The organism is Campylobacter hepaticus (assembly GCF_001687475.2).
GTDB classification, from domain to species: Bacteria; Campylobacterota; Campylobacteria; order Campylobacterales; family Campylobacteraceae; genus Campylobacter_D; species Campylobacter_D hepaticus.
Genome location: NZ_CP031611.1, coordinates 752342 through 763841 on the forward strand (window position 1 = coordinate 752342; position 11500 = coordinate 763841).

Annotated in this window: 13 protein-coding genes and 2 tRNA genes; 7 read left to right on the forward strand and 8 right to left on the reverse strand. The window is 29.8% G+C overall.

Annotation, left to right across the window (positions count from 1 at the left end; genetic code table 11):
• Window positions 1-9: 9 nt before the first annotated feature.
• Window positions 10-744: a twin-arginine translocase subunit TatC gene (gene tatC / locus A2J15_RS03730; protein ID WP_066776488.1), complete on the forward strand. Its 735-nt coding sequence runs from the start codon at window positions 10-12 to the stop codon at window positions 742-744.
• Complete coding sequence (gene queA, locus A2J15_RS03735; protein WP_066776485.1) at window positions 741-1760, forward strand: tRNA preQ1(34) S-adenosylmethionine ribosyltransferase-isomerase QueA; 1020 nt, start codon at window positions 741-743, stop codon at window positions 1758-1760. The genes tatC and queA overlap by 4 nt, the downstream gene beginning before the upstream one ends.
• Here queA and lpxD read toward each other — a convergent pair.
• From lpxD to A2J15_RS03760, 5 genes are read right to left on the reverse strand one after another with little or no spacing between them, the layout of a single operon-like run.
• Window positions 1755-2714, reverse strand: a complete 960-nt coding sequence (gene lpxD / locus A2J15_RS03740) for a UDP-3-O-(3-hydroxymyristoyl)glucosamine N-acyltransferase (RefSeq protein WP_066776483.1) — start codon at window positions 2712-2714, stop codon at window positions 1755-1757. The two genes, queA and lpxD, sit on opposite strands and share 6 nt — an antisense overlap.
• A complete protein-coding gene (ilvN, locus tag A2J15_RS03745) occupies window positions 2711-3175 on the reverse strand; it encodes an acetolactate synthase small subunit (RefSeq protein WP_002852211.1) in 465 nt (154 codons plus the stop codon). The genes lpxD and ilvN overlap by 4 nt, the downstream gene beginning before the upstream one ends.
• Complete coding sequence (locus A2J15_RS03750) at window positions 3172-4875, reverse strand: acetolactate synthase large subunit (protein ID WP_066776480.1); 1704 nt, start codon at window positions 4873-4875, stop codon at window positions 3172-3174. The genes ilvN and A2J15_RS03750 overlap by 4 nt, the downstream gene beginning before the upstream one ends.
• A 10-nt stretch (window positions 4876-4885) precedes the next feature.
• Window positions 4886-5329, reverse strand: a complete 444-nt coding sequence (locus tag A2J15_RS03755; RefSeq protein WP_066776477.1) for a GatB/YqeY domain-containing protein — start codon at window positions 5327-5329, stop codon at window positions 4886-4888.
• A 13-nt stretch (window positions 5330-5342) separates the two neighbouring features.
• Window positions 5343-6362 (reverse strand): bifunctional 3,4-dihydroxy-2-butanone 4-phosphate synthase/GTP cyclohydrolase II, encoded by a 1020-nt coding sequence (locus tag A2J15_RS03760; protein WP_066776474.1) that lies wholly within the window; start codon window positions 6360-6362, stop codon window positions 5343-5345.
• Window positions 6363-6455: 93 nt separating this feature from the next.
• On the opposite strand from A2J15_RS03760, the gene A2J15_RS03765 reads away from it, so the two are divergent.
• Both A2J15_RS03765 and A2J15_RS03770 read left to right on the forward strand, forming a co-directional pair.
• Window positions 6456-6530: transfer RNA gene (locus tag A2J15_RS03765), tRNA-Gln, on the forward strand.
• Window positions 6531-6563: 33 nt separating this feature from the next.
• Window positions 6564-6639, forward strand: a tRNA-Met gene (locus tag A2J15_RS03770).
• Between the two features lie 233 nt (window positions 6640-6872).
• Here the strand turns inward: A2J15_RS03770 and A2J15_RS03775 are convergent.
• The 3 genes from A2J15_RS03775 to A2J15_RS03785 are packed head-to-tail and all read right to left on the reverse strand — an operon-like array spanning window position 6873 to window position 9148.
• Complete coding sequence (locus tag A2J15_RS03775) at window positions 6873-8027, reverse strand: tyrosine-type recombinase/integrase (protein ID WP_066776472.1); 1155 nt, start codon at window positions 8025-8027, stop codon at window positions 6873-6875.
• 22 nt (window positions 8028-8049) lie between these two features.
• On the reverse strand, window positions 8050-8457 hold the full coding sequence (locus A2J15_RS03780) for a hypothetical protein (protein WP_066776469.1): 408 nt from the start codon (window positions 8455-8457) through the stop codon (window positions 8050-8052).
• The gene (locus A2J15_RS03785) at window positions 8450-9148 is read right to left on the reverse strand and encodes a helix-turn-helix domain-containing protein (protein WP_066776463.1); all 699 of its coding nucleotides are present in this window, start codon (window positions 9146-9148) and stop codon (window positions 8450-8452) included. Before A2J15_RS03785 ends, A2J15_RS03780 begins: the two co-directional genes overlap by 8 nt.
• A gap of 482 nt (window positions 9149-9630) precedes the next feature.
• Here A2J15_RS03785 and A2J15_RS03790 point away from each other — a divergent pair, with 482 nt between their 5' ends.
• From A2J15_RS03790 to A2J15_RS03800, 3 genes are read left to right on the forward strand one after another with little or no spacing between them, the layout of a single operon-like run.
• Complete coding sequence (locus tag A2J15_RS03790) at window positions 9631-10425, forward strand: portal protein (RefSeq protein ID WP_066776459.1); 795 nt, start codon at window positions 9631-9633, stop codon at window positions 10423-10425.
• A 25-nt stretch (window positions 10426-10450) separates the two neighbouring features.
• A complete protein-coding gene (locus tag A2J15_RS03795) occupies window positions 10451-10678 on the forward strand; it encodes a hypothetical protein (protein ID WP_455906010.1) in 228 nt (75 codons plus the stop codon).
• A 20-nt stretch (window positions 10679-10698) separates the two neighbouring features.
• Window positions 10699-11379, forward strand: coding sequence for a portal protein (locus A2J15_RS03800; protein WP_066776453.1), 681 nt, complete (start codon window positions 10699-10701; stop codon window positions 11377-11379).
• The last annotated feature ends 121 nt before the right edge of the window (window positions 11380-11500 follow it).

The following is an 11500-nucleotide window of genomic DNA, read 5'->3' on the forward strand; positions in this document are numbered from 1 at the left end:
GGAAAAAAAATGTTTGAAGAATTAAAACCCCATTTAATAGAACTAAGAAAGCGTCTTTTTATAAGCGTTGCTTGTATTATTGTGATGTTTATTATCTGCTTTGCTTTTCGAAGCTTTATTTTAGACATTTTAAAAGCTCCCCTTATAGCAGTCTTACCCGAAGTTGCTAAACATGTAAATGTTATAGAGGTGCAAGAAGCTTTATTTACTGCTATTAAAGTCAGTTTTTTTGCTGCTTTTATTCTTTCTCTACCTATAATCTTTTGGCAATTTTGGAAATTCGTAGCCCCAGGACTTTATGATAATGAAAAACGCCTTGTAGTGCCTTTTGTCAGTTTTGCAAGTATTATGTTTGCCTTAGGAACTTGTTTTTGTTATTTTGTGGTAGTTCCTTTAGCTTTTAAATTCTTAATCAATTTTGGTTTAAATGAAGACTTTAATCCTGTAATCACCATAGGTACTTATGTAGACTTTTTTACAAAGGTTGTTGTAGCCTTTGGTTTAGCTTTTGAAATGCCTGTAATTGCTTTTTTCTTTGCCAAAATAGGACTTATTGATGATAGCTTTTTAAAACGGCATTTACGCATAGCCATTTTAATTATTTTTATTTTTTCAGCCTTTATGACCCCGCCTGATATTTTATCTCAATTTTTAATGGCAGGACCACTTTGTGGACTCTATGGGCTTTCTATTTTAATCGTTCAAAAAGTAAATCCTGCATCTAAAGATGAAGAAAACACATGAAAGATTTACTTCTTTCAAGCTATGATTATAACTTAGCAAATGACTTAATCGCTCTTTATCCAAGTTATCCTAAAGAAGATACAAAACTTTTAGTTTTTAAACGTGCAAATAGTAAAATCACCCATACTACTTTTAGAAATTTGCAAGATTTTTTGCCCGATTGTGCTATTTTTTTTAATGATACCAAAGTGATTAAAGCAAGAATTTATGGGACCAAAAAAAGCGGAGCTAAAATAGAACTTTTTTTACACCAAAACTTTCATACTCAAGATTTATTTTTAGTACAAATTAAAGGACGCGTTAAACAAGATGAAATTTTATATTTTCAAGAAAATTTACAAGCACAAATCATAGAACTTTTAGACAATGGCTTTCGCAAAGTACAGTTTTTTCAAAACAATAAAATCATAAATACTTCAAGTCTTTATCAAATCCTTGATAAAATTGGACACATACCCTTACCGCCCTATATTAAAAGAAAAGATGAAAATAGCGATTTGCAAGATTATCAAAGTATTTTTGCAAAAAATTTGGGAGCCATAGCAGCTCCTACAGCAAGTTTGCATTTTAATCAAAATATACTCAAAAAACTCAGTCAAAAACACAAATTTTATCATTTAACCTTACATGTAGGTGCTGGGACTTTTAAAAGTGTAGAATGTGAAAATATTAAAGATCATCACATGCATAGTGAGTTTTTTAACATTCCTAAAAATGCTTGCAAAGTCATTGATTCTACTCAAGCTATTTTAGGCGTAGGTACAACAGTCACAAGAAGCATAGAATACTACGCTAGAACAAAACAAAACAAAGGTTTTTGCGATCTGTTTTTACATCCAAATAATCCTCCTATAAGACAAAATTATTTATTAACCAATTTCCACTTGCCAAAATCTACTCTTATCATGTTAGTTTCAGCTTTTATAGGAAGAGAACAATGCTTAAAACTTTATGAACTCGCCATGAAAGAAAAATATCGTTTTTATTCTTATGGCGATGCTATGCTCATTTTATGATTTATCTTTAAAATGAATAGCTATTTTAGCTTGAAGCTTTAACCAATCTTTTTGAAGCATAATAGGAAAACCACCATAAACACGTCCACCTTCTAAATTTTTACTAACCCCACCACGTGCTGCTATGGTACTAAAATCACCTATTTTTAAATGCCCGCTTGTTGCACTTTGTCCACCCATAACGACATTGCGTCCTAAATCACTAGAGCCTGAAATTCCTGTTTGTGCTACAATAATACAATTTTGTCCTATATTGCAATTGTGTCCAATTTGAACAAGATTGTCAACCTTTGTGCCTGATTTGATAACAGTACTATCAAAAACTGCCCTATCTATAGTAGTACAAGCTCCTACTTCTACAAAATCTTCTAAAATCACATTACCATTATGATAAATCTTATAATGTTCGCCATTTTTATTATGTGCATAACCAAAACCATCGCTTCCTATAACACAATTTGCAAGCAAATGGCACTGTTTTCCAATTTTACTATCATTATAAATAACAACATTAGGATGGATAATGCTCTCATCTCCTATGCTAACATTATCGCCTATATAAGCTCCTGACATGATTACTACATGCTCACCTATGCTAACATTATCGCCTATATATACATTTGGCATAATTTTTGCACTTTTAGCAATATTTTGTTTTTTCTCTTTAAGTGTGCTAAATAAAGGCTTAGCAAAAAGCTTGCTTAAAAAAGCAAAGCTTAAATGGGGACTTTGAGTAATTAAAGCCTTAGTATCCTTAGGAACTAAATTTTCATACTCTTTAGATATTAAAATCGCAGCTGCACCTGTATTGGGTATATCCTTAACATGTTTTTCACCATCACAATAAGTAAGCTCGGTAAAATTTGCCCTCAATAAAGAATTTAAAGCAGTAATTTCTATATCTTCACCTTGGTATTCTAAACTTAAAAAGTCTACTATTTCGCTTAATTTCATTTGATCTCCATCAATACAGATCCACTACGAACAATATCGCTAGGATTATATTTTTTAATTGTTTTTAAAAAATTATCGATACGATTAGCATCATCAGCAACCATTAAAAATAAAAAATTTTCATTGCTATTTGCAATAGTACCATTATAAGCTTTCAAAACGGCATCAAGTCCACCTAAATTTTCATTTAAAGGAATTTTAACTAAAGCCATTTCTTTATCAATAAATTCTTCACTTTCTATAACCTTATAAGTAGGAATAAGCTTATGAAGTTGCTTAACTATTTGCTCAAAAGTTCTTTCATTTCCTGAAGTTACTATATTAATACGTGAAAATTCTTTATTTTCCAAAGGAGCCACAGTAAGCGAGTCTATATTATATCCTCTTCCTGAAAAAAGTCCTACTATACGCGATAAAACCCCATGCTCATTGAGTACAATAACTGATAAAACTCTTCTCATTGTTTATCCTTTGGCTTTGGCAAAATCATATTATAAATTGCACCTCCTGCAGGCACCATAGGTAAAACATCTTCAAAACGATCTATTACAACATTTAAAAGAGAAGTTTTAGGACTTTTTAAAGCTTGAGTAAAGGCTTTTGTAAATTCTTCTTTTGTTAAAATGTGATATCCCTCACAACCAAAACCTTGTGCTATTTTTACAAAATCAGCCTGCGCACTCAAATCAGTTTCTGAAAAATGTTCTTTATAAAACATACTTTGCCATTGTCTTACCATACCTAAAAAAGCATTATTTAAAATAATATTGATGGTTTTTATGCCATATTCATAAGCAGTCATAAGCTCTTGGATATTCATTAAAATCGATCCATCACCTACAAAATTAATCACCACTTCTTCATCACCCACTGCAAGTTTAGCACCCAAAGCCGCTGGTAAAGAATACCCCATGCTTCCTTGACCTCCACTTGTTGCAAGTTGTCTTGGATAATTAAAAGGATAAAATTGCGCCACCCACATTTGATGCTGACCCACATCTGTGATAATCCTTGCATCTGGAGCTAGTCTTGCGCACTCTTGTATAACCCATTGAGGTTTTAAAACTTCATCACTATCTTCATAAGAAAGGGGATAAAGTTCATTATAACGATTTAAAGTTTCATGCCATTGTTTTAAATCTATGTTAAAATCATCTTTTTTAAGTTCTTTTAAAAGTTCTTTAAGCACTTCTTTAATATCTCCTACTATAGGATAATGTGCACTAATGATCTTAGAAATAGAACTAGGATCAATATCAACATGCACTATAGTAGCATGTTTAGCAAATTCACTTGTTTTTCCTGTGATCCTATCATCAAATCTTGCCCCTATGCTTACAAGTAAATCGCATTCACTTAAAGCCATATTAGCCCTATAACTTCCATGCATACCTGCCATTTTAAGATTAAAAACATCATCATCTTTTAAAACCCCAAGAGCCATTAAAGTTTCAACTGCAGGAATTTTTGTTAAATGTACAAGTTCTCTGATTTCTTCACTTGCATTAGAACTAACACAACCCCCACCCAGGTAAAATAAAGGTCTCTTAGCTTCTTTTAATAATTCTGCAAATTTTTTAATCTGTTTAGAATTTCCTTTATAAACAGGCTTATAAGTTTTCATAACAATGCTTTTAGGATACTCCCAAAATCCCAAAGTCGCACTCACATCTTTTGGCACATCAATATGCACAGGTCCAGGTCTACCGCTTCTTGCAATATAAAAAGCCTCTTTTAAAATGCGTGGGAATTCTTCTATAGAAGTTACTAAATAATTATGCTTAACACAAGGTCTTGAAATTCCTACCGCATCAATTTCTTGAAAGGCATCTGTGCCAATGAGTGAATTAGCCACTTGCCCTGAAATCAAAACCAAAGGAATAGAATCACTATAAGCAGTAGCCAAACCTGTAATAGTATTTGTAAAACCAGGACCACTAGTTACTATTGCTACTCCTACTTGAGCACTCATCCTTGCATAAGCATCTGCAGCATGCAAAGCTGCTTGCTCATGGCGCACTAAAATGTGTTTGAAGTATTTTTGTTTATAAATTGCATCATAAATATTTAATGCAGCACCACCAGGATAGCCAAAAACAATTTTAACATTTTCTTCTTTTAAAGCTTCGCAAATCATTGCAGAACCATTTAATTCTTTCATATATACTCCATTATTGTAAAAGTTCTCTAAGCATTAAATTTAGCCTCCTGCCTTCTACACTTGATCCTAACTTAGCCTTAGCTTCTTTCATAACCAAACCCTGATCTTTTAAAGACTCAACTCCTAATTGTGCTATAATTTCTTTTAAAAACACATTTAATTCTTCATCGCTTAATTGTCTGGGCAAATATATTTTAAAAAGTGTGATTTCTCGTTCTTCTTTTTGAGCTAAATCATCACGGTTTGCTTTCAAATAAAGCTCTTTTGCATCTTGACGTTTTTTGATTTCACTTGCTATAATTTTATAGATTCTCTCATTATCAAGCTCTATTCTTTCATCCACTTCTACTTGTTTAAAAGCAGCATTTAAATTTCTTAAACTATCTCTTTTAAAATCATCTTTTTGCTTCATAGCTTCTTTAATATCATTTAAAATTTGTTCTTTTAGAGTCATTTTTTTCCTTTATTTAATTAAAATTGCATGCTTTAAGATTTAAACCAAAACCTTTTAAAGCTATATAATCTTTATCACAACTTTGAGATAAAAGCTTAATTTCTTCTATACCAAAATATCTTAAAATTTGAGCCCCTATCCCGTAATTTTTATATTGGGTAGCACTTGACTTTTCTCCTTGCATAAAGACTATAATTCCACCTTCTTCACTAAGAAAACGAATTTGATCTAAAAGTTTTGAAAATTTATCTGAAGTTAAAAGCTCAAAATCACTCCCACTAATATGAAATTTTACATTTTCACATTTTTTTATATCTTTAAAACAAAAAGCTATGTGCTGAGTTTGATTATGATCGCGAAAAATAAATTTTTGCGCCTTAAAACCAGCCAAAATACTTTCACTTTTTTCTTCAAGCCTAATAAGACTTTCATGTTTTAAACGATACTCAATAAGATCACTTACAGCTATCATATTTAAACCATGCTTTTGACAAAAATTTTCTAAATCTATCCTTCTTGCCATACTACCATCATCTTTTACAATCTCACAAATCACACAAGCTTCTTTTAAGCATGCCAATTTACAAAGATCAACCGTTCCTTCAGTATGTCCTGTACGTTCTAAAACCCCACCCTTTTTAGCGATTAAAGGATTAATATGACCTGGACGTACAAAATCATTAACTGTAGCATTATCATTTGCAAAAAGCTGTATAGTCATATTTCTTTCATAAGCACTCACACCTGTTGTAGCATTTTTTGCATCTACAGTGATAGTAAATGCGGTTTCATGATTTGAAGTATTTTGAGGTACCATTAAAGGAAGTTCAAATTTTTGCGCTAAATTTTCATCTAAAGCTACACAAACCACACCACGAGCCTCTTTAATCATAAAATTAACCTTTTCTTGAGTGCTAAATTGAGCCGCAAAAATCAAATCCCCTTCATTTTCTCTATCTTCTGCATCCACCATAACAAGCATTTTTCCTTCTTGTAAATCTTTTATTGCTTGTTCTACACTAACAAAATTCATTTTTATTCCTTGAAAATTTTTAAAATTATAACCAAAACTGCTTGACAAACAAATTAAAATTGACTATAATCACAATTTTAAAAAAATATATCTTGGGGTATCGCCAAGCGGTAAGGCAACAGGTTTTGGTCCTGTCATTCAGGGGTTCGAATCCCTTTACCCCATCCACTTCTATTTATTCTTTATAGTACAACTACATGCCGCGAAGTAGAGCAGTGGTTAGCTCGTCGGGCTCATAACCCGAAGGTCGGGAGTTCAAATCTCCCCTTCGCAACCATGGTAAAATGGTAGTTTTATATTTAATTAAGGATTATAAAATATACCAAATTCTGACACAGTTTTAAAGCTTAAAAAGCTAGTTAATACCCTATATTACTTGTTTTAAAGACTTTTTGACACAAGTTATAATGTGTCTAAAAAATGCTTTTAAAATGCCTAAAATTCTTTGTCGCATGCATTTTTTAAGTGTGACAAAAAAATACATTAACTTAAGAGTATAGTTGCTAGTTGCTAAGAAACTAATATTTTCTTAGCAAAGCTATCTAAATCATTATTTTTACTTTCTACATATCTACTATATTTTTCTAAAGTTATAGCTGCTGAAGAATGACCCATCATTTTCGCTATCCAATTAATATTCATTTTTGCTTCTATCATGATAGAAGCAAAAGAATGCCTAGTCCAGTAAAACAACCTATTTCCTGTAATTCCTGCTTTTCTTACGATTTTTTTAAACTTTTTAGCAAAAAAACTGCCATCATAAAAAATTTCATTTTTAGAATTAACAAAAATAAACTCATCGTGTTTTTTATAATTTAATTTCAAAAACTCAAATGCATTTATTACAGGCTCCATAAGATCAATAACCCTATCTGAATTTTCGGTTTTTGTTAGAGTTATTTTACCTCTTCTAAGATTTCTTTCAATACATAATTTTGCATTTTTTAAATCAAGATCTGACCATTTAAGCGCTAAGATTTCTCCCGTTCTTAAGCCTGTGAAAAATAAAATTATTAGCATTTGTCTAAACTCTTCATCGCTTTTAGACAAAATCCTTTTAACTTCATCTAAATTAAAAGGTTTAATTTTATCTTTTCTCTTATTTGCATTAGGAATTTTACCAGCCAAAGTGCAAGGATTATGCGTCAAAGATGTTAAATTAAGTCTTATAGCCTCATTGTATAAAAACGATAAGACAATTCTTATATTTCTAACTCTTTTAGAACTAAGTCCTTGATTAACTAGCTCACTTTGCCACCAAGCAATGTCTACAGGCTTAATATCCTCCATTAATTTATTTTTAAAATATGGATAAATATGTTTTAAAAACATAGCCTTGTATTCCATCGTGGTAAATTCTCTTCTAGAATTCATATTTCTTTCAAAAGATTGCATAGCAAAATCATAAAGATAGTTTTTATTTTTTTCACAAAATTTTGGACGGCTTTTTAATTCTTCATGCTCAATGATCACTTGATTTATATTTTTACAAAGCCAATCAATATTAGATAAACTAGCCTTTTTTCCTGTGCTAAAACGATAACGCTTATTGTTTAGTTGTACATCCACATACAAGATATCATTTCTCACAGTATAAATTTTTTTACTCATTTTCATATCCTCTAAAAAATTAGAGCACATAAAATCGGTTTTACATTTTAACATAATTTCTCCTATTTTATATTCCTTAAATTAATTCTTTAACACAACTTGTAATTTCATTATAAAAATAATACTCAAGTTCAGAAATCAAATATTGACCATCACCATTAATTTGTATGTTTTTTTCGATAAGTTTTTTAATGTTTTCATCCAAACTGATAGGGTTTTGTTTATATTGTTTTACAGTTTTTAAGGCTTTATATTTAGCATCTTTTTTAAAGAAAAAATCTACATATTTTCTTATACTTGGTAAAGAAAATTGACTTTTTCCAAAACCGCTAAGATTTAATTTATCAAGGTAAACATCTTGGATAAAATCTTTTAACCACCTTTTCGGCAAGGAGTTCACAAGCCTTTCAAGCAAATCAAGCTCAAAACCTGAATAAGATGAACGTTGTAAACAATCATCAATAAAACTTGCAAAATTACTCATTTAATCTCCTAAGTTTCCACTTTCCATTTTCACAAAAAGCTTCTATAAATTCATTCCCAACTTTTAATTTGCGTTTAGGGGCTTTAATAACATCACTAAGATAAAATCCATGATTTTTGATTAATTTAATAAGATCTTCGTTTGTTTTATTTTCTTGTTTTAAAAACAAAAATCCCGTCCAATTGTTTTCTATGACCTTTTTAATCAAATCATTAACATCAACTCCTTCATCAAAAAATTTTTGCATTCTTGTTGCAAGTCTTTTTAAAGCTATTTTTGTGTAGTCTTTTTTAGTCTTGCACTTATGATGCATCAGCCATTCTTTCCACAATTTTTCGTCAAGCTTTTTAGGCAAAATATCGCTTTTTAAATCTTCATCATGACTCTTAGATGAATTAAAACCTTCAGAGGTTAAATTATGCTTATTAAACCTCTTAATTAAAAATTTTCTTTTTTTTCCCGAGTTTTCTTCAATATCGATTAAGTCCAATTTTTTAAGCTTATTAATGGCTCTTGAAATAGTGTTTTTGCTAACATAAAATACTTTTGCAAAGTCATTAAGACTAGCTTTGCAGTATCCATGTTCATTCATATTAACACTTAGTTCAATCCAAATAAGTTTTTCCATAGGACTTAAATCTTTTGAATATCTTATAAAAGCTGGCACCATTGCCACATTTAAATTGCTCATAATCTATCTTTCTTAAGTATTTTTAATCGACAATGATAAGTAAAAAGAACTCACTCATATAGAGCTATAATGTTGATTTAAACGATCTTGTTCGTAGTATTAATAAATACTACGATTAAAACTTTCAAACCTTTGATTTTTCAAGGTTTAAAAATATTATATTTTTTGCTGTGACAAAATTTGTGACAAAATTTTTGTCAAAAAAATTAAAATCCCCTTTTTTTATTTTTTAAAAAATAAAAAATAGGTTTTATAAATTTCAAAAAAAGTCTATAAATTATTAGATTTTTAAATTTTTTTGGGCTTCTGTATTTAAAAAAAGGTTAAAAATTCATAATTGGAGGGGGACTAAAAAACCCAAAGGGATATTTTTTTTATAAGGGTAAAATTATATTGATAATTTATTTTTTGAAATAAAATTACAGATATATTTTTAAAGTCTATTTTTTTATAAAATTTACATTAAAAATCAAGGATAAAAAATGGCTAAAAAAACATTATATGAACTTAAAAATATGCTAAAAGAAAGCAAAGAATTAAATTTATTAGCACTTAAAGAATACGAAGAGGCATGCAATTACTATCATGCGAACCAACTGCCTTATGATGTGATTGCACAACTTAAAGAAAGGGGTCAACCTCCGCAATTTGAAAATATATTCGGTATGCTTATGGATAAGATTTTAGGCTTTAAATCAAATTCAAAACAAGATATTGTAGTACAAGGCCAACAATATGAGGATAAAGATTTAGCACTTGTTTTAACAGATATTATTAAAACCATATCAACAACAAAAAAATATGAAGAAGAACGCAGAAAAAGCGAATTAAGCCTTTGTCTTGGAATAGCAATTTCTAGGGTGTGGTGCGAAAATCTGCATAAGAAAGATATTTTGGGCAAAAACGAAAAAATTATTAGTGTGGAAAATATCAATCCTCTTTGTTTTTTTATTGATCCCCTAAGCATTTGTATGGATGCAAGTGATGCTAAATATTTTCACCATATGATTTTCATGGATAAACAAGATGCTGAAAATTGTTTTAAATTAAAAGATAGATTTAAAATTTTAAAAAATGCATATGGGAGAGAAATTATATCTTTTACAGAAAGCTGGGTCAAAAACACTGAAAAAAACGATGTGGTATGGGATAGGTATATCTGGGATGATTATGGCATTATCAAATACGAAAAAAACCCATTTTTAACTAAAAATCACCCCTATGTTATCCAAAAACTCAAAGTAGATTATAAAAACCCGATTCTATGGCTTTTTTAGAAATCTAAAACCCATTGTAGATAGTATAAATTTTACAGAAAATAGAATTTTAAATATGCTCTCATCTATTAAAATTATTTTTGAAAACGATGCTGTGGATGATCCTGACAAATTTGCTCAAGATATTAACCTTGATAATGCAGCTGTAGCTGTAAAATCAGGAGGATTATCAAAAATCAGAGTTGAAAAACAAAGCAATGAAATCATACAAATAAGTCAGAAACAAGCAGAGAAAAAAACTCCGCTAGAATAATTTCAGGATTTAATGACGAAATGCTGGGCATAGCCAATAATCGTTTAAGTGGTGATGCTATGACTGAGAGAAAGAACGCTGGAATTGTATCTTTATACAGCTTTATAGAAGCTTGTACAAGTTTTGAAAAGGAGATCTTTGCAAAGGCTATAAGCTTAATTTGCCACTATTTTGATGCCGAACAAGTTTTTAGGATAGTAGACAAAAATGATTTTGAAAGGTATTTTACCATAAATGAAATTCAAAAAAATGAAAATGGGGAATTTATACGCGATGAAAAGGGTGAAATTCAAATAAAAAATAAAATAAACGTAAAATATTACGATATCAGACTGAAAAATATTCCAAAAACCGAAGGAAAAAGAGATGAAAGATTTAAAGCATGGGCAGAAATTATAAAAACTATACTGCCTATAATGCCTCAACTAGCCTCTAAAATATTGCCTTTAGCCTTTGAAGATACTGATAATTCAGCGTATAGGGATATTAAAGAAATTATACAAAATTATGAAGAAGAAGAAAAATCTGAAAAGCAAAACCATAAAATGCAATTAAAACAAGAAAGATATTCACTAGAAAATCAATATCTTCAAGCAAAAATCAGCAATGAAAAAGCAAAGGCTTTAAATAATGTCGGTCAAGCTAATTTTCAAATGAGAAAAGATAATTTAATGGGCAAAAGAACAGATTTAAATAAATAAAAATTAAATAATATTTATAAAATATTTAATTATATAGTCATTTTAAAGTGTGTCATTTTTGACACACTTTAAAATGACTATAATACCTTATTTTTAATTGAAAATTAAGGATATAAATAAT

Coding starts and splice junctions, on each gene's coding strand:
- tatC (WP_066776488.1), top strand. CDS start 10: ATGTTTGAAGAATTAAAACCCCATTTAATAGAACTAAGAAAGCGTCTT.
- queA (WP_066776485.1), top strand. CDS start 741: ATGAAAGATTTACTTCTTTCAAGCTATGATTATAACTTAGCAAATGAC.
- lpxD (WP_066776483.1), bottom strand. CDS start 2,714: ATGAAATTAAGCGAAATAGTAGACTTTTTAAGTTTAGAATACCAAGGT.
- ilvN (WP_002852211.1), bottom strand. CDS start 3,175: ATGAGAAGAGTTTTATCAGTTATTGTACTCAATGAGCATGGGGTTTTA.
- A2J15_RS03750 (WP_066776480.1), bottom strand. CDS start 4,875: ATGAAAGAATTAAATGGTTCTGCAATGATTTGCGAAGCTTTAAAAGAA.
- A2J15_RS03755 (WP_066776477.1), bottom strand. CDS start 5,329: ATGACTCTAAAAGAACAAATTTTAAATGATATTAAAGAAGCTATGAAG.
- A2J15_RS03760 (WP_066776474.1), bottom strand. CDS start 6,362: ATGAATTTTGTTAGTGTAGAACAAGCAATAAAAGATTTACAAGAAGGA.
- A2J15_RS03775 (WP_066776472.1), bottom strand. CDS start 8,027: ATGTTAAAATGTAAAACCGATTTTATGTGCTCTAATTTTTTAGAGGAT.
- A2J15_RS03780 (WP_066776469.1), bottom strand. CDS start 8,457: ATGAGTAATTTTGCAAGTTTTATTGATGATTGTTTACAACGTTCATCT.
- A2J15_RS03785 (WP_066776463.1), bottom strand. CDS start 9,148: ATGAGCAATTTAAATGTGGCAATGGTGCCAGCTTTTATAAGATATTCA.
- A2J15_RS03790 (WP_066776459.1), top strand. CDS start 9,631: ATGGCTAAAAAAACATTATATGAACTTAAAAATATGCTAAAAGAAAGC.
- A2J15_RS03800 (WP_066776453.1), top strand. CDS start 10,699: ATGCTGGGCATAGCCAATAATCGTTTAAGTGGTGATGCTATGACTGAG.